The sequence below is a fragment of the Clostridium moniliforme genome (genome assembly GCF_017873235.1).
Classification (GTDB): domain Bacteria; phylum Bacillota; class Clostridia; order Clostridiales; family Clostridiaceae; genus Clostridium; species Clostridium moniliforme.
Genome location: NZ_JAGGJZ010000005.1, coordinates 148,784 through 166,878, shown reverse-complemented (window position 1 = coordinate 166,878; position 18,095 = coordinate 148,784). Strand labels below are relative to the sequence as shown.

Annotated in this window: 14 protein-coding genes and 1 other annotated feature; of the genes, 6 read left to right on the top strand and 8 right to left on the bottom strand. The window is 28.8% G+C overall.

The window, feature by feature from the left end; all coding sequences use genetic code 11:
• Window position 1: 1 nt before the first annotated feature.
• Complete coding sequence (gene purR, locus J2Z53_RS09245; protein WP_209797209.1) at window positions 2-817, bottom strand: pur operon repressor; 816 nt, start codon at window positions 815-817, stop codon at window positions 2-4.
• A gap of 259 nt (window positions 818-1,076) precedes the next feature.
• Here purR and murC point away from each other — a divergent pair, with 259 nt between their 5' ends.
• Window positions 1,077-2,456, top strand: coding sequence for a UDP-N-acetylmuramate--L-alanine ligase (murC, locus tag J2Z53_RS09240; RefSeq protein WP_209797208.1), 1,380 nt, complete (start codon window positions 1,077-1,079; stop codon window positions 2,454-2,456).
• Window positions 2,457-2,524: 68 nt separating this feature from the next.
• Here the strand turns inward: murC and J2Z53_RS09235 are convergent, their stop codons facing one another.
• Entirely contained in the window at window positions 2,525-3,085 is a 561-nt protein-coding gene (locus J2Z53_RS09235; protein ID WP_209797207.1) for a YdcF family protein, read from the bottom strand.
• Between the two features lie 191 nt (window positions 3,086-3,276).
• Here J2Z53_RS09235 and J2Z53_RS09230 point away from each other — a divergent pair, with 191 nt between their 5' ends.
• Window positions 3,277-4,095 carry a purine-nucleoside phosphorylase gene (locus J2Z53_RS09230; protein WP_209797206.1) on the top strand — a complete coding sequence of 273 codons (819 nt, stop codon included), beginning with the start codon at window positions 3,277-3,279 and terminating at the stop codon, window positions 4,093-4,095.
• A gap of 36 nt (window positions 4,096-4,131) precedes the next feature.
• On the top strand, window positions 4,132-5,352 hold the full coding sequence (locus J2Z53_RS09225; protein WP_209797205.1) for a NupC/NupG family nucleoside CNT transporter: 1,221 nt from the start codon (window positions 4,132-4,134) through the stop codon (window positions 5,350-5,352).
• A 67-nt stretch (window positions 5,353-5,419) separates the two neighbouring features.
• Here the strand turns inward: J2Z53_RS09225 and J2Z53_RS09220 are convergent, their stop codons facing one another.
• Window positions 5,420-6,499, bottom strand: coding sequence for a M24 family metallopeptidase (locus J2Z53_RS09220; protein WP_209797204.1), 1,080 nt, complete (start codon window positions 6,497-6,499; stop codon window positions 5,420-5,422).
• Window positions 6,500-6,654: 155 nt separating this feature from the next.
• Between J2Z53_RS09220 and J2Z53_RS09215 the strand changes: the two genes are divergently transcribed.
• Window positions 6,655-7,353 carry a metallophosphoesterase family protein gene (locus tag J2Z53_RS09215; protein WP_209797203.1) on the top strand — a complete coding sequence of 233 codons (699 nt, stop codon included), beginning with the start codon at window positions 6,655-6,657 and terminating at the stop codon, window positions 7,351-7,353.
• A gap of 122 nt (window positions 7,354-7,475) precedes the next feature.
• Here J2Z53_RS09215 and J2Z53_RS09210 read toward each other — a convergent pair whose 3' ends face one another.
• A complete protein-coding gene (locus J2Z53_RS09210) occupies window positions 7,476-7,883 on the bottom strand; it encodes a cytochrome b5 domain-containing protein (RefSeq protein WP_209797202.1) in 408 nt (135 codons plus the stop codon).
• A 99-nt stretch (window positions 7,884-7,982) separates the two neighbouring features.
• Window positions 7,983-8,235: a binding site (T-box leader), on the top strand.
• A gap of 64 nt (window positions 8,236-8,299) precedes the next feature.
• On the opposite strand from J2Z53_RS09210, the gene asnS reads away from it, so the two are divergent.
• Window positions 8,300-9,694 (top strand): asparagine--tRNA ligase, encoded by a 1,395-nt coding sequence (gene asnS / locus J2Z53_RS09205; RefSeq protein ID WP_209797201.1) that lies wholly within the window; start codon window positions 8,300-8,302, stop codon window positions 9,692-9,694.
• Window positions 9,695-9,769: 75 nt separating this feature from the next.
• Here asnS and ebgA read toward each other — a convergent pair whose 3' ends face one another.
• Both ebgA and J2Z53_RS09195 read right to left on the bottom strand, forming a co-directional pair.
• A complete protein-coding gene (gene ebgA, locus J2Z53_RS09200; protein WP_209797200.1) occupies window positions 9,770-12,832 on the bottom strand; it encodes a beta-galactosidase subunit alpha in 3,063 nt (1,020 codons plus the stop codon).
• Between the two features lie 68 nt (window positions 12,833-12,900).
• A complete protein-coding gene (locus J2Z53_RS09195) occupies window positions 12,901-14,445 on the bottom strand; it encodes an amino acid permease (RefSeq protein WP_209797199.1) in 1,545 nt (514 codons plus the stop codon).
• 272 nt (window positions 14,446-14,717) lie between these two features.
• Here J2Z53_RS09195 and J2Z53_RS09190 point away from each other — a divergent pair, with 272 nt between their 5' ends.
• Window positions 14,718-15,548, top strand: a complete 831-nt coding sequence (locus J2Z53_RS09190; protein ID WP_209797198.1) for an AraC family transcriptional regulator — start codon at window positions 14,718-14,720, stop codon at window positions 15,546-15,548.
• A gap of 119 nt (window positions 15,549-15,667) precedes the next feature.
• Here the strand turns inward: J2Z53_RS09190 and J2Z53_RS09185 are convergent, their stop codons facing one another.
• A complete protein-coding gene (locus J2Z53_RS09185; protein ID WP_209797197.1) occupies window positions 15,668-16,795 on the bottom strand; it encodes a glycerate kinase family protein in 1,128 nt (375 codons plus the stop codon).
• Between the two features lie 22 nt (window positions 16,796-16,817).
• Complete coding sequence (locus J2Z53_RS09180; RefSeq protein WP_209797196.1) at window positions 16,818-18,074, bottom strand: GntP family permease; 1,257 nt, start codon at window positions 18,072-18,074, stop codon at window positions 16,818-16,820.
• Between the last annotated feature and the right edge of the window lie 21 nt (window positions 18,075-18,095).

Below are 18,095 nucleotides of genomic sequence, written 5' to 3'. Positions count from 1 at the left end.
ATTATTCAAATATTTTTGATGGAGTAACATCAACTATTGATGACTCATTTACAGAATTTAACTCAACTATTGAAACATATTCATCTATAAGTTTTTTCTTTGCTTCCTTGCTATCAACTAAAACTCCAATACCAACAAGTTCACTATCAAATTCTTTTAAAAGATCTTTAATTCCAAGAGCTGTTCCTCCACCCTTCATAAAGTCATCTATAAATACGCATTTTGAATTACTTTTCATTGCTTTCTTTGAAAGAGACATTTGTTGAAGTCTTCCACTTGTACCTGATACATAATTTATTGTCATAGTTGTACCTTCTGTAAATTGATTATCTCTTCTTGCAATTACAAGTTGAACTCCTAAGTTTCTAGCAACCTCATAAGCTAATGGTATTCCTTTTGTCTCAACTGTTATAACATAATCTATATTCATTTTTTCAAACCATGATGAAAGTATTGTTCCAGCTCTACTTATTATTTCTGGATTATACATTAAATCTGTCATATATATTATGTTTCCAGGTATTACTCTTCCATCATCCTTTAAAAGTTCACATAATTTAAGAGCAAATTCTTTTCCTTTTGAAATACTCATTTCAGGAATATATCTTATCCCCCCTGCAGCTCCTGCAATGGTTTCAACTTTTCCCATTTCTAATTTTTCTAAAATCTCTCTTACTATAACTATATCTTCACTTATAGTTGATTTAGCTGCATTTAATAATTCCGAAAATCTATTTAATCCAATAATTTTATTTGGATTTTCAATAAGTATTTTTGTTATTACAACAACTCTACTATTTCTGCTTAATTTTTCCATTATAACCACCTACATTTTTAAATTATTGTACGAAAATATACGAATTATTTTAACTCTTTAAGGTCTTAATATTCATATTTTATTCTAAATTTTATACTTTCGCAATATATTTTCTTCACTTAAGTGTTAAATATTTTAGAATTATTTTTAAATATGGATTATTTTTCTAAAATATTTTTAATAATTAATTGTTTTGTTGTGTTCAATTAATTAAAAATGTATATAATTATAAATGAACTAATAAAAAGGGGTTGATTTCATGTCATTTGATTTTTTAAAAGATACTAATAAAAAAGTTCACTTTATAGGAATTGGCGGTGTAAGCATGAGTGGTCTTGCCGCTGTGCTTTTAAATAAGGGATTTAAAGTTTCTGGTTCTGACTTTAAAGAATCAAAAACAACTAATAACTTAAAAGAAAAAGGAGCAGAAATATATATAGGTCATAGAAAAGAAAATATAAAAGATGTTGACTTAGTTGTTTATACAGCTGCTATTCCATCTGATAATCCTGAAATAGTCGAAGCTAAAAATAAAGGGATTCATCTTATGGATAGAGCTGAATTCTTAGGACTTATAATGAAAGGTCATAAATATAATGTAGCTATAGCTGGTACTCATGGTAAAACTACCTGCACTTCAATGGTTACAAATATTACTTTAAAAAGTAATTTGGATCCAACAATACTTATAGGTGGTGACCTTGATGTAATTGGTGGTAATTATAGAATAGGAAGTAGTGATTATTTTGTAACTGAAGCTTGTGAATACAAAGAATCATTTTTAAAATTCTTCCCTTACATAGGAATAATATTAAATATAGATGCTGACCACCTTGATTACTACAAAGATTTAAATCATATAAAGGAAACATTCAAAAAGTTCTCAAAATTAATTCCTGAAGACGGATATCTTGTAGGATATAATGGAGATGAAAATGTAGCTAATATTTTAAAAGAATCTAAATGTAATACTTTAAGTTATGGCTTTGAGAATGCAAATGTAACTGCAACAAATATTAAATATGATAATAGAGGTTGTGCTTCTTTTACAGTTTGTAGAGATAACAAAGAATTATTTGATCTTCAGTTAAATATGCCTGGAACTCATAATATACTAAATGCACTATCAAGTATTTGTGTTGGTTTAATATTTAATCTTCCATACGAAGATATAAAAATGGGACTAATCGAATGCAAAGGAGCCCACAAAAGATTTGAGTATAAAGGTGAAAGAGATGGCATTACTGTAATAGATGATTATGCACATCATCCAACAGAGATAAAAGCTACATTAAATACAGCAAAGAAAATTCCTCATAAAAGAACATTCTGTGTATTTCAACCACACACATACACTAGAACAAAAGCCTTATTTGATGAATTTGCTACTGCATTTAATGATGTAGATGAACTAATATTAATGGATATATACGCAGCTAGAGAAAAGGATACTGGACTTGTTTCTTCTGATGAACTTGGAGATGCAATTAGAAAAACTGGTGTTAAATGTACAAATGTTCATTCTCACGATGAAGCTGTAGAATATGTTAAATCTCATGTTAAAAATGGTGATATTCTACTTACAGTTGGTGCTGGTGATGTAGTTATAGTAGGCGAAAAATTCTTACAAAATAAATAATATATGATTTTGTAAACTGATACCTAATAGTAAATTTTAATTTTGATATTTGACTTTTAGGTATCAGTTTATTTTTTGTTTAATTTGCTAATAAAAAAATCCTTAATAAAAGCTATAACTTCTCTTAAAATCAATAAAATATAACTTCTTTTATTATATTTATAAATATAACTTTCAAAGGTTGCTTTTAATTTTATATTTTTACATATCATCTTAATTCTAGCTAAATGATATCTATCTGAAACAATAATTGCAGTTTTAAAGTTTTTTAAATTCATTATTTCCTTAGAAAATGTTAAATTCTCATAAGTATTTTTTGCTTTTTCTTCAAGCAATATATGCTCTTCTGGAATTCCTAGCTTTATTAATTTTCTCTTCATGCCTAAAGCTTCACTAATTTTTCCGCTACCTAATCCAGTAACAATTATATTAGTTGCCATTTTATCCTTATATAGATTAACTCCCCTTTCTATCCTCTTGTCTATATAATAACTTCTTAAATTACAACCTAATATTATTATTACATCACTTTTCTTACCATTAAATTTTCTTGAGGTAATAACAATATTTAATATTATTAAAATTAAAAAACTTAAAATAATTATTTTAATCCACCACCAATAAAACACTATATTTTATTATATTCTTTTAGATATATTTTTTGTGATATTTATAAAAATCTTATTTATTTGATTAATTTTTAATTTTTATATTTAAATTTAATTAAATTTATCATATAATTTAATATGATAAAGCATAATTTATATATTTTTAAATCAAAATTTTAATATTTAACCAAACTATTAATAGGAGTGATTAAATGGATTTATCAAACACAATAAAGACCACTTCAGAATATATACTTTCAAAGAGTAAATACAAACCTGAAATCGGTCTTATTCTAGGATCTGGTTTAGGTTCTCTTGCAGATTTAATTGAAGAACCTGAATTCTATCCATATGAAGAACTACCTAATTTCCCTGTTTCAACTGTAGAAGGCCACATAGGTCGTCTAGTTATAGGTAAATTAGAAGGAAAAGTTGTTGTAGCTATGCAAGGAAGATTTCATTACTATGAAGGATATTCTATGCAGGAAGTAACCTTTCCAGTTAGAGTGATGAAGCTTATTGGCGTAACTAAGTTAATCGTTACCAACGCTGCTGGAGCTGTTAATACAGAATTTAAGCCTGGAGATTTAATGATTATTAATGATCAAATTAATTTTTCTGGTGCAAATCCACTAATAGGAAAAAATTTAAACGATTTTGGTCCAAGATTCCCAGACATGTCAACTGCTTATAAACCTTATCTTAGAGAAATTGCTAAAAATACAGCAAAGGATTTAGGAATAGAGGTTAAAGATGGTGTTTATACTATGTTTAGCGGACCAACTTATGAAACTCCTGCTGAAATTAGAATGGTTCGAGTTTTAGGTGGAGATGCTGTTGGAATGTCTACTGTACCTGAAGTAATTATTGCTAATCATTCTGATATTGATGTTTTAGGAATATCATGTATAACAAATATGGCTGCTGGAATTTTAAAACAGCCACTTAATCATGAAGAAGTTGTGGAAACCTCAAATAAGGTTAAAAATAGCTTCATGAAATTAACTAGAGAAATAATTAAAAAATTATAGTATAGCTCAAATTTTATATACAAAGGAGAAATCAAATTGAGTAGATTTATAGGATTAATAGGTATTGCTGCCATTATATTAATAGCAGTAATATTCTCAGAAAACAGAAAAAAAATTAATTGGCGTTTAGTTGGAATGGCATTAGGATTACAAGTAGCTTTTGCCCTAGTAATTTTAAAAGTTCCAGCTGGTAGAGCTTTCTTTGAGTTTTGTAGTAAAGCAATAACTAAGCTTCTAGACTTTACTTTAGAAGGTTCTAAATTCTTATTTGGTAACTTAATGGACCAAAAAACTTTTGGAATGATATTTGCACTTCAAGTTCTTCCAACAATTATATTCTTCTCAGCTTTAATGGGAATACTTTATTATTTAGGAATTATGCAATTTATCGTTAAAATCATTGCAAAAGGAATTTCAAAATTACTTGGAACATCAGGTGCTGAAACACTTAGTGCTGTTGGTAATATTTTCTTGGGTCAAACAGAAGCCCCTTTACTTGTTAAACCATTTATAAAAGATATGACTAAGTCAGAACTTATGGCAATTATGGTAGGTGGTATGGCAACTGTTGCAGGTGGAGTTATGGCAGGATATGTAGCTATGGGTATTAATGCTGGTGATTTACTTGCAGGTAGTATAATGGCTGCTCCTGCTGGTCTTATGCTTGCAAAAATACTTGTACCTGAAACTGAAGAACCAAAAACTAAAAATACTACAGACATTTCAGTAGAGCAAACTGCATCAAATGTTGTTGAAGCTGCTGCAAATGGAGCAAGTGAAGGATTAGGACTTGCATTAAATGTTGCTGCTATGCTTTTAGCTTTTGTTGCACTTATTGCGTTACTTAATTACATATTAGCTAAATTAGGTGGTTTTGTTGGATTCCCAGAACTTAGCTTCCAATGGATTTTAGGAAAAATATTCTCTCCATTAACATTTGCAATGGGTATTCCAAGTGCTGATATTACAACTGCCGGTAGTTTACTTGGTCAAAAAGTTATGTTAAATGAGTTTGTTGCATATTCAGAACTTGCAAGAATTTCAAATACACTTCAACCTAAGACTGTAATGATATTAACTTATGCATTATGTGGATTTGCTAATATTAGTTCAGTTGCAATTCAAATTGGTGGTATTGGTGCACTAGCTCCAGAAAAGAAAGGTTTAATTGCTAAATTAGGTTTTAAAGCATTATTAGGTGGTGCTCTTGCAACTTGTTTAACAGGAACAATTGCTGGTGTATTATTCTCAATCTAATTATAAGAATTTTAAAAGTGCTTGAAAAATTTCAAGCACTTTTTTTATTTTAAATAAAATTTAATTATTATTTTATTACTGTTAACTCCTTAGTTACTTTATTTAATCTTTCGCATCCATCTTCAGTAACTAATACTAAATCTTCTATTCTAACTCCAATATCATCTTTTAAATATATTCCAGGTTCTATTGAAAATATCATTCCAGGTTCTACTTCATTGTAATTAACTGCACTTACATCACCAAAATCATGACACTCAATTCCTATACAGTGACCAGTTCTATGAGTAAAGTATTCTCCATAACCTTTTTCTTCAATATAATCTCTTGCTGCCTTATCTATATCAGAAAATTTAACTCCTGGTTTTATCATAGCAATTGCTCTTTCATTAGCTTCTTTTACTATATTATAAATCTTTTTATGTTCTTCTGAAGGTTCTTCATTAAAAAATACTGTTCTTGTCATATCAGAGCAATAATCTTTATAAATTCCTCCCATATCAATTACTATGCTGTGACCCTTTTTAAGTACAGATGCATCAGTTGAATGATGTGGATCTGCACCATTTGGTGAAATAGCAATTATAGGTGAAAATGAGAATTTATTAACTCCATTTTTAGCATATAAATTTTTTAATATTTCTACAAGTTCTAATTCAGTTTTGCCTTCTTTTAGATTTTCCCATAAAGCTAACATTGTTTCATCATTTCTCTTTGAAGATTCCTTCATAATTTCAATTTCTTCTTCATCCTTAATCATTCTTAATTTATCTATTATTAATGATCCATTTTCATAATCCTTTGCTGCATTTAATTTCATTAATCCTAATAAGAAATGAGATGGCCATGTTTTATCTATTCCTAATGTTTCATTCTTGTCAATATACTTTGATAATATTTCAACTGCATTTTCCGTATCTGTATGCCAAACTAAATCTACTCCTAAGTCTTCTTCTACTGGGAATAACTTATTTATTATAAGTTTATGATCACCATTTGTTTTAATAAGTAGAGCTATCATTCTTTCTCCAGGACTAAACCATTTTCCTGTTAAATAAAAAAGTGATGCTGGTGATGATACTATCATTTGTGATAAATTATTTTTCTTCATTTCATTTATAGCTTTATTTATTCTACTGTTTTTCATTAATATTACTTCCAAATTATTAAGATTTTCTATTACTTATTATAATATACTAATATTGATAAATTACAAAGTATAACAAGTTAAGCATTATTTAATAACTTTAAACATATACAAGTGATATAATATTATTAATAAATACTTAGGAGGCTAGACATATGAAAATAGCAGTAATCTCAGATATACATGGTAATCTTTATGCTTTAATGAAAGCATTAGAAGATATTGAAGATCAAAAAGTAGATACTATAATTTGTTTAGGTGATTTAGTAGGATATGGTCCTCACCCAAATGAAGTAGTAGCAATGATAAAAAGAAGAAATATTATTTGTTTAAAAGGAAATTATGATGCTTCTGTTGTAGACGGTAGCTACACTTACATAAGAGAAAATACTATAAACTCTTTTTCTCTTCCTTGGGCTGTAGATGAGCTTAGAGCAGCTAATAGATTTTATTTAAATTCTCTTCCAACTTCCATTACATTAGAATTTGAGGGAAGAAAAATATTATTTGTTCATGGAAGTCCAAATAAAATAAATGAATATATGTTAGAAGATGGAGCTAATACTTCTGAGATTATGAAAAATTTAAAAGAAGATGCCTTAGTATGTGCACATACTCACATACCTTCAGTTAAATCTTTCGGAGACAAGCTTTTTATAAATGATGGAAGTATTGGTAAACCTAAAATAGGAAGACCAAATCCAACTTATTGCTTATTAGAAATTGAAAGAAATAAGCCTATAAAAGCTGAAATTAAGGAAATTACTTATGATACTAAAGGAATAATAAAAGATATGACAATGCTTAAATTCCCTGAAAGCTTAATTAGATCATTCGAAACTGGAATAGAATAATAAATTTTTATAAAAGCACAATAATAAATTACAAAAAATCTTCATGTTTATTATTGTGCTTTTTTTATAAATTTATATAATCTTAAAAAATCTTCCTATATTTAAATTTCATTATTTATAAATTATTGCTTTAAAACCCCAACAATTCTTAAATTTCTAAGTACATTATTATCTCCTTTATGACAATTATTAAAAGCTTCTGTAGAATCTGTTCCTGATTTAACTCCAAAATGATTTCCATCTTCAAATCCCATAATACCTGTTACATCATACACTGTTCCATTCACTGCTATATATGCTAAACGACCATCTTTTCCATCATACTTACTTAACTCGCTTAAAGTGAATTCTCTTACTCTTCCCTTATAAACTAATTTCTTTTCTTCCTCTAATATTATAGTTAAGTCATCTACAGCATTCTTAAGATTATCTAAAATATTATCTCTATCTTCTTCGCCTCTTAAATATAAACTATTCTTAAGTTCATTTATCTCCTTATTTTTTTTTAATATAAGTCTTTCAAGTAGCATAAAATCTCTCCTAATTTATTAATCTATAAGTAATATATGATAACATTATTGCATTTGTTAGAAAAGTATTGTAAAATCAATTTAATATAATATTGTTACAGAATGACTATGACGAGAAGAGTAAATTTAGGATGTAGTCTTAGCGAATAAGGGATGGTGTAAGCCTTATACGAAACCTATTTTGAAGAACATCTCTGAGTTTCTAACCGAAAGCTTTAATTGTTAGTAGACTTAGACGGATATTCTAGACCGTTATTTTCTAGAAGAGCATAAATTTATGTGCTTATATTTGAGTTGGCTATTTTTTATAGCAATTTGGGTGGTACCGCGATAGTATCCTTTCGTCCCATTATTTGTGGGATGAAAGGTTTTTTTATTTTTAAATTTAAAATTTATAAATTACAGGAGGTAATATAATGGATAAAAATATTTTAGTTAAATCACTTTACAGAAATACTTCAGATTATTTAAACAAAGAAATATCTATAACTGGTTGGATAAGAACATTAAGAGCTTCAAACGCTTTTGGATTCATTGAAATTAATGACGGTTCTTTCTTCAAGAATATTCAAGTAGTTTTCGATAATAAACTATCTAACTTTAAGGAAATATCAAAACTTCCAATAAGTTCATCATTAAAGGTAATTGGTACATTAGTTGAAACTCCAAATGCAAAGCAACCTTTTGAAATTCAAGCAAAAGAAATTGTGATTGAAGGAATGTCTGATTCAGATTATCCACTTCAAAAGAAAAGACATACTTTTGAATACTTAAGAACAATAGCACACTTAAGACCTAGAAGTAATGCTTTTTCTGCTGTATTTAGAGTAAGATCAGTTGCAGCTTATGCTATACACAAGTTCTTCCAAGATAAAGGTTTTGTTTATACTAACACTCCTATTCTTACTGGAAGTGACTGTGAAGGTGCAGGAGAAATGTTTAGAGTAACAACTCTTGATTTAAATGATACTCCAAAAACTGAAGATGGATGTGTTGATTACAGCAAAGACTTCTTTGGAAAAGAAACTAACCTTACAGTTTCAGGTCAATTAAATGCGGAAACTTTTGCTTTAGCATTTAGAGATGTTTATACATTTGGTCCAACATTTAGAGCTGAAAATTCAAATACAGCAAGACACGCTGCAGAATTTTGGATGGTTGAACCTGAAATATCTTTTGCTGATTTAGAAGATGACATGCAATTAGCAGAAGAAATGCTTACTTATGTAATTAAATATGTTATGAAAGAATGTCCTGAAGAAATAGAATTCTTCAACAAATTCATTGATAAAGGATTAGTTGAAAGATTAAACCATGTTGCAAACTCAGATTTTGCAAGAGTTACTTATACAGAGGCAATTGAAATATTAGAAAAATGCGGAAAAGAATTTGAATATCCAGTTGAATGGGGTATAGACCTTCAAACAGAACATGAAAGATATTTAACTGAAGAACACTTTAAGAGACCTTTATTTGTAACTGATTATCCAAAGGATATAAAAGCATTCTATATGAGAATGAATGATGATAATAAAACAGTTGCTGCTATGGACCTTCTAGTTCCAGGAATAGGAGAAATAATAGGTGGTAGCCAAAGAGAGGAAAGATTAGACCTTCTAAAGAAAAGAATGGCTGAACTTAACTTAAATGAAGAAGATTACTGGTGGTATTTAGAGCTTAGAAAATACGGAGAAACTAAGCATGCAGGATACGGTCTTGGATTTGAAAGATTAATCATGTATATAACTGGTATGACAAACATAAGAGACGTAATACCATTCCCAAGAACAACTGGTCAATCAGAGTTTTAAGATTTTTAAATTTAATAAAAATAAGCCAGCAGAATTTTTTAATCTGCTGGCTTTATTTTATTAAATTCTAAATATTTATTTTATAGTTTCTCTTCCTAATTTAACAGCTGAAACTTCTGTATTATTATATGGTGTAAGTTCAAAAGATAATTTAAATGGCTCAAACTTACATCTGTATTTTTCTAATTGACTTTGTCCACAAGAATTTGTTCCTACTCCATTTTGCTTATAATCTATATTTAAAACTATATAATCTCTCTTATTAAGGTCTATTGTATGCTTAGCATATTCTAAGTCAACATCTTCATAATAAGAAGCACTAAAATCAAATTTATTGTCTGCTATTGCAATTAGTCCTAACCCCTTGTTATTAGTTAAGCTTACCCACTTACAATCTGAACGATTTCCATTTTCCTGTGGTTTAACATAATTTGTAAACATCTCATCAACAGTTTTACTAAATACTCCAAAAAGATTATATTCTTTAGTATCTGCATAAGATTCTCCTGGGCCTCGTCCTTTCCATTTTACATTACTGCATTCTCTGTTTACCTTAAGTTTAACTCCTATTCTTGGAAGCATATCAGGTGCATTTTCAATCATACCAGCTGGAGTTCCCTCTACATTAACTACTATATATCCATTTGGATAAACTATATATTGATAGCTTGATTCATAGTACCATGCACTATTTGTTGTTCCATTTACAGTCTTTACATTTACTTCTAAAGTATTTTCTTCTACTTTATAAGTAACTTCTCTTACAACTTCATGCATTAAGTGCATAAAATATTTTTTCTTATAATCTTCAACTACATACATATCATTATCAATAGGAGCTCTCCAGAAGTTTAGTCTAGGACCTTCCTCTACTAATTTGTATCCATCTCTAATTACATTTACAATATTTCCTCGTACTAAATCAAATTCTACTTCAAAGTCTTCTCCCTTAGCAAATAACTTGTAGTTATCTTTTATAACTTCTAATTTACCTTCTGCCTTTACTATATTTCTTTCCTCTTTTACAGGTAATATAAATTGTGCTGTAGCAAGTTCATGTCCAGCCTTTGCCCACATAGTATCATTTTTTAATACATATGAGAAATTAATATAATAATCTGCACCCTTTACTTTATCAAAATCTAAAGAATATGGGATTTGTATTTCTTTTTCAGTTCTTGCCTTAATACTTGGAAGTTCAACTCTTATACTTTGTAATATCTTATCGTCTTCTACAATAGTACAAACTAACTCTAATCTATTTAAATCTGCAAAATCATATCGATTTATTAAATTAAATATTCCCTTTTCTAAATCTACTACCTTAGTTTCAACTGGCTCAATAACCTTTTTATATTCAAGTAATCCTGGTGATGGTACTCTATCTGGCATTATTAATCCATCTATACAGAAATTAATATTACTTGGATCATCTCCAAAATCTCCACCATATCTATAATAAACTTGTCCATCTTCAGTTATTGTTTCTATACCATGGTCAAACCATTCCCAAACAAAACCACCTTGAAGTTTATCATGGGCATAAAATAAGTCTTGATACTCCTTAAGATTTCCTGGACCATTACCCATAGCATGACAATATTCACATAATATATGAGGCTTTTTGCTATTTTTAATTATTTTGCTCATAAGAAGTTTGTTTTCATCTTTATGCTCAAGCCAAGTATACATTGTGCTGTATACATCTGTTATTTCAGCTTCAAAATCTCCTTCATAATGAACTAATCTAGTTGGATCTATTTCTCTTGTTTTATTTGCCATAGCTTTAAAGTTATGTCCAAATTCAGATTCATTTCCTAATGACCACATAATTATTGATGGATGGTTTTTATACATTTCAACCATTCTTTCCATTCTCTTAACATATGCAAGTTCCCAAGCTGGATCATCTGTTATCCACTTATAGTTTCCTGTTAATTCAAATCCATGACACTCTAAATCTGTTTCTGCAATTAAATACATTCCATATTCATCACATAATTCATATAAATAATATTGGTTAGGATAGTGAGCTGTTCTTATAGCATTAATGTTATGCTCTTTCATTAAAATAATATCTTTTTCTATTTCTTCTCTAGTAACAACTCTTCCTGTTTTAGGATTATAATCATGTCTATTAACACCCTTAAACTTTATAGCTACTCCATTTACAGTAAAAGTTTCACCTTTAACTTCTATTTTTCTAAATCCAACTCTTTGTGGAATAACTTCTACTACATTACCATCTTTTATAACTGTTATATATAAAGTATATAAATTTGGTTCTTCAGCAGTCCATTTTAATGGAGAAATAACTTCTTTATTAAAGGATATTTCTTTTCCTTCTATTGAAACACTTTCTTCAAAAACTAAATTTTCATTTTTATCTACTAATTCAAAAGATACACTATCACAATTTGTATTTTTAAGCTTTAAGTTAACTTTTAAGTTAGCATTAATATAATTTTTATCTAAATCAGTAACTACATATATGTCTTCAACACCATCTTTAGGTTCTCCAATTAATTCAACATCTCTAAATATTCCACTTAACCACCACATATCTTGGTCTTCTATATATGTTCCATCTGACCATTGATATACTCTAACTGTACATTGGTTTTCTCCAATTTCTACATAATCTGTTATATCGAATTCACTTAATAGTCTAGCTCCTTTGCTATATCCTACTTCCTTACCATTTATCCAAAGATTAAAAGCTGAATCTACTCCATTAAATCTTAAAATTATTCGCTTTCCTTCAAAACTTTCATCAATAGAAAAGTTTCTTCTATAAATTCCTGTTGGATTTTCTGTTGGCACATATGGTGGATTTATTGGGAAGTTATACCATAAGTCTGAGTAATGCATTTTACCATATCCTTGAAGTTGCCAATTTCCAGGTACTTCTATATTGTCCCAGTTTTCTACTGAAAAATCTTTATTATAAAAACCAACTGGTGAATATTCAGGTGCATCTAAAAATAAGAATTTCCATGTACCATTTAGGTTTTTGAATTTATGTGTATATCTATTATCAGTTAATTTAGCCTTTTCCTTTGATTCAAAACTTCTAAAATAACTTCTTGCATCTAATCTACCAATTCCATCAATATTAATGTTTTCCCATAATTTCATAAATATCCTCCTATTTATATAGGGAGACTTATAATCTCCCTAACAATTTATTTTAAGTTAACTATCGTTTATCTTTTTTTATTAATCTCTTTACTATTTACTTCTTCTGTAATTGCCATTTCTGATGAAGCTAGATTTTCAATTACTTCATTTCCAAAATAACCTGAAGCCAATCTCTTTTGATATCTATTCCAACAAATTAATGCAAATCCCATAAAGATAACTATTCCTAAAATGTTATATAAAAGTACAAACATTGGATTTGCTACTCCCTCAGCTAAAGGAACTCCATTTAGATAATCCATTATAACTTTTGGTTCTGGAATTGTTGAAATTACAAATGAAAGTGTAAATAATCCTAATAACATTATTCCTACTGCAATACCAACATTTCTATTTCCAAGTCTGAAATCTCTCTTTATATAATCCTTTTTATATCTTAAAACAACATAAGAGATTAATAAGAATAATACTGGTATTAATGATGTAGCAGCAGTCATATTTATTAAAGTTTCTAAAAAGCTATCTATTGATCCTATTCCTAATGCTGGTATGATTAAAAGAATAGTTACTATTATAGCTTGTGTATATAATGCATTTACTGGTGTTCCTTGCTTATCTGTTTTTGCAATCCACTTTCCAAATATTCCTTCTGGAATTTCTGAGAAAAGTATTTTAGCAGGCGCTGCTGTCCATATAACTAATGAACCTATGCTACCTAAAAGCATTATTAAACCAACTATATTAGTTATGAAGTTTCCTATTCCATAATATTTTCCTAGTATAACAAAGGAATCAAATAATCCATTTGAAAAATTTCCTTTAAGCGTTTCTTGTGGAACTACTAACCCAACAGCTACACAACCTAAACTATAAATTAATCCAATAATTGCTGTAGAAATTAACATTGTTTTTACGAAGGCCTTTGTACCACCTTTTACATCTTTAACATAAACACCTATACTCTCAGCTCCCCCAACTGCTTGAAGTATCCAAGCTAATGTCATAAAGAATCCCCAATTAAATTTTGGTGTTACTGTACTTGCTGTAAATTCTTGTGCTGGAGCTTTTCCTAAAACAAAAGTTACTCCAAAAGCTAAAATTATAAATAAAATACCTATTAATATTCTTGCAACACCTGAAATATTAGTTACCTTTGATATCCAATCTACTCCCTTTGTAGAAACATAAGTTGCAAGCCAGAATAATACTATTGATACTACTGATATAATAACTGTCATATTTTCTCCTTGGAATATATTTCTTCCTAAGAATGTATATGATGCATAAATTAAAGTTTGTGGTAATAATGATGTGAAAAAGAATAAGTTTACAAAAAAGTATGCCCAAGATCCTAAAAATGCCCATTTTTCTCCTAAAGCTGTTTTTATCCAACTATAAACCCCTGATTCTGAATCTTGGTTTGCTGATGAAAATTCCCCAATCATAAGTGCAAATGGGAAAAAGTAAACTATAGTTGCAAATACATATGATGGTATAGATGCAAGTCCTATATTAATACTGTTGTTAATTATACTGTTGAATGAGAATACCGCAGTAAATGTCATAAGCATTAACGCTTTAGAACTCATTCGTCTTCTTGAATCCTCCATTTTAATCCCCCTCATTTTATTAATAAATTTTAATTTTAAAGTTTAATAATTTCTATCATTCATTTTTTGGTAAACCTTTACATGAAGTGCATGACTATAATCAAATAAATATTAAATATTTTATATTCATTTGTAATATTAATCATAAAATGGTAAAATTACATAAACTTTATCTTTACTATAGCTATATTCTATAGTTTTTAATTTACATTTACTATAAATATTTGTTGTTTCAAAATTAACTTTTGTTGCATGTTTTTGGAGGTTTTATTATGGATAATTTTTTTGGAATATTTAAGACTAATGACATTCTTAGTAAAGAATTATTTATATACGAATGTGGTTATGAAAACTGTGAAGCTAATAAACCTTTTGAATATGCCCCGATAGATTATTATTTAATCCATTATATTATTGAAGGACAAGGTACTGCAATTATAAATGGAGTTAAATATAATTTAAAAAAAGGTGATGGATTTTTAATTCCACCAAAGGCTACAAATAAATATTTTCCTTGTAAAGAAAATCCATGGAAATATAAATGGATAGGCTTTAACGGAACAGAATGTAAAAGATTACTTAATTTATGTGGTTTTTCAAAACATAATTATTCCTTTAAATATATTAAAGATAATTGTATTAATAATTACTTTGATAATATATTTGAATGTTCCAATAATGGGGATTTATTTTCATCTATTGGATATCTTTATTTATTTTTAGGTACTCTTATAAGAGAATATGACAATAATAAAAGTGATTATAATGTAAGTAATGAAAATAATTATGTAACAATGGCATTAGATTTTATTCACAAAAATTATAATAAAGATATATCAATATCAGATATTGCATCTGAAATAAATATTAATAGAAGCCACTTATTTAAACTTTTTAAATTAAATATGACTATAAGCCCTCAGCAATATCTTATAAATTATAGATTAAATAAGGCTTGTAATCTTCTAAAAGAAAATATTTCTTCTATTAATGAAATATCATATTTAACTGGATTTAATAGTCCCTCTTATTTTTCAAGAATATTTACAAAATATAAGGGAATTTCTCCAGCATCTTATAGAAGTAATTCTTTAAATAAATAAAAAGGCATCTTGTTTATTATTTTTTCTGACATAATAAACAAGGTGCTTAAATTTTATCCACAATTTTTAAGTTTTGCTTTTTCTTTTCCACAAATCTGTGAATAACTTTTTGGATTACTTTAATTTTTTAAAAGCCTTACAACATTTTCTGTTGTTCTTTCTAGATTTTTTTCTCCATCCTTTAAAGCTTTGTCTAAACTTATAGCACCTGGTGTAATTCCAAATATAGAAGTTACTCCTATTGAATAAAGATTTTCTGCTCCTTCTAATATTCTTCCTCCAAAGGCTATTGTTTTAATTCCCTTTTTCTTTGTAACTAACGCAACTCCCATTGGTGTCTTTCCACATATAGTTTGAGAATCAATACTACCTTCACCTGTAAATAAAAAATCTGCATTTTCTAATTTTTCTTCTAAAGCTGTATGCTTTATTACTAATTCAATTCCTCTTTTTAGTTTACCATCTAAAAAGGCTACTAATGCAGCTCCAAGTCCTCCTGCCGCTCCTGCTCCTTCTATATCTTTTATATCTTTACCTAAACATTCTTTTATCTTTTTTGAATAATGGTTTAAATTGCTATCAAGTTTTAATATCATTTCTTCTGTTGCACCCTTTTGAGGTCCAAAAACATGAGACGCTCCCTTAGGTCCGCATAAAGGATTTGTAACATCACAGGCAACTTCTATTTCTATATCCTTTAATCTTTTATCTAATCCACTTATATCTATTTTGTGAAGTCTATTTAATTCTCCTCCACCAAAGGGAAGTTCCTTCCCATTTTCATCTAAAAATTTTCCACCTAAAGCTTGAACCATTCCAATGCCACCATCATTTGTAGCACTTCCACCAATTCCAATTACAATTCTTTCTACACCTAGATCTAGTGCATGTTTTATAATTTCACCAGTTCCATAAGTAGTTGTAATCATTGGATTTCTCTTTTCTCTATCTATAAGTGCAATTCCACTAGCTTCTGCCATTTCAATAATAGCTGTTTTTGAATTACCTAACATTCCAAACTTAGCTTTTATATCATTTCCTAATGGATCTTTTACCACAATATTTAAAATAGAACCATTTGTTGCTTCAACTAACGCCCCAACTGTGCCTTCTCCACCATCTCCCATAGGTACTTTAATACATTCTGCATCTTTTATTACTTTTTTTATTCCTCTCTCCATCGCATTACATGCTTCCTTTGAAGTCATACTCTCTTTAAATGAATCTGGTGCTAATACAAATTTCATGGTAATTTTCTCCCTTCAAATTTTATAATATAAATCCAAATATTATAGTTGATACAATTGTCATTGAAAGTCCAACTAATGATTCATATGGTATAAGTTTTAACCTCTCATTCATATCCATTGATACACTTCCACCTGTTGCATGAAAGAAACTTCCATGTGGAAGATGATCTAATACTGTTGCTCCAACATGTATCATTGCAGCTGTTGCTAAAGGTGTTACTCCAAGACTTACAATTGTTGGTCCAAAAACTGATGTTGCAACTGCTGTTCCTGATGTAGTTGATGCTGTTGCAGCTGACATTAAAATACCTGATATAGGTGCTAATGCAAAGCTTGGTAATCCTAATGAATTAACACCATGTATTATTACATCTTTAAGTCCTGAATTTGCTATTATTCCAGCAAGAGTTCCAGTTCCTATTAAAAGAATAGCTACTCCTGTCATCTTAGCTAATCCAAAGGTTGCATATCTATTTAAATATCTTATTTTTCCCATTGCTATTATTCCGCATATTCCTCCAACTGGAAGTGCTATTAATGGATCTATTGCTATTCCTGCAATTGGTCTTAACATTAATAATACTATTGCAACTAAAGGTCCTAAAATTGATGAAAAGAAACTTGGCATATCTTCAAAGCTTTTTAATTTTTCTTCTTCACTTACAAAGCTTCCCTTTTTCTTTAATTTCTTTGATATAATACATGTTAATATAATTCCGAAAATAGCTGGTATAACACCTGCAAGCATTACTGAAGTTAATGGAACTCCGAGATTATCTGCAGCTGCAATAGTATTAGGATTTGGGGACATTATGTTTCCAGCCTTTCCCCCTCCAACCATAGCTATTAATATAGAAGTTTTAGTTAAATTTGATTTTTGAGCCATAGCAAGAGCTATAGGTGAAACTGTTATTACAGCTACATCTACAAATACTCCAACCATTGTAAGTACTGTTGTTGCAATTGTTAATGCCATAAGAGCTCTTGATTCTCCTAATTTTTCAACAATTGTTTCTGCAATTTTTGCAGCTGCTCCTGATTCAATTAAAACTCCTGCTAACACACCTGCTGTCAATATTCTAATTATTGCAGGAATCATTCCTTTAGCTCCATCTATCATTAATGAAACTGTTCCAGTAAGTCCTGCACCTCCAACTAAGCCACCTACAATAGCTCCAATAATTAATCCATAAGCTGGATGTACTCTCTTTACAATTAATATTATTGCTATAATTAATGCTACTATTGAACCTAACACCGTAACTGTAACGTTCATTATTTTCCTCCTTTAAGTTTT

Bases quoted from the DNA above. Each gene is read 5' to 3' on its own strand.
- J2Z53_RS09185 (WP_209797197.1), bottom strand. From the start codon at position 16,795: ATGAAATTTGTATTAGCACCAGATTCATTTAAAGAGAGTATGACTTCA.
- J2Z53_RS09215 (WP_209797203.1), top strand. From the start codon at position 6,655: ATGAAAATAGCAGTAATCTCAGATATACATGGTAATCTTTATGCTTTA.
- purR (WP_209797209.1), bottom strand. From the start codon at position 817: ATGGAAAAATTAAGCAGAAATAGTAGAGTTGTTGTAATAACAAAAATA.
- J2Z53_RS09210 (WP_209797202.1), bottom strand. From the start codon at position 7,883: ATGCTACTTGAAAGACTTATATTAAAAAAAAATAAGGAGATAAATGAA.
- J2Z53_RS09220 (WP_209797204.1), bottom strand. From the start codon at position 6,499: ATGAAAAACAGTAGAATAAATAAAGCTATAAATGAAATGAAGAAAAAT.
- murC (WP_209797208.1), top strand. From the start codon at position 1,077: ATGTCATTTGATTTTTTAAAAGATACTAATAAAAAAGTTCACTTTATA.
- J2Z53_RS09230 (WP_209797206.1), top strand. From the start codon at position 3,277: ATGGATTTATCAAACACAATAAAGACCACTTCAGAATATATACTTTCA.
- asnS (WP_209797201.1), top strand. From the start codon at position 8,300: ATGGATAAAAATATTTTAGTTAAATCACTTTACAGAAATACTTCAGAT.
- J2Z53_RS09195 (WP_209797199.1), bottom strand. From the start codon at position 14,445: ATGGAGGATTCAAGAAGACGAATGAGTTCTAAAGCGTTAATGCTTATG.
- J2Z53_RS09190 (WP_209797198.1), top strand. From the start codon at position 14,718: ATGGATAATTTTTTTGGAATATTTAAGACTAATGACATTCTTAGTAAA.
- ebgA (WP_209797200.1), bottom strand. From the start codon at position 12,832: ATGAAATTATGGGAAAACATTAATATTGATGGAATTGGTAGATTAGAT.
- J2Z53_RS09180 (WP_209797196.1), bottom strand. From the start codon at position 18,074: ATGAACGTTACAGTTACGGTGTTAGGTTCAATAGTAGCATTAATTATA.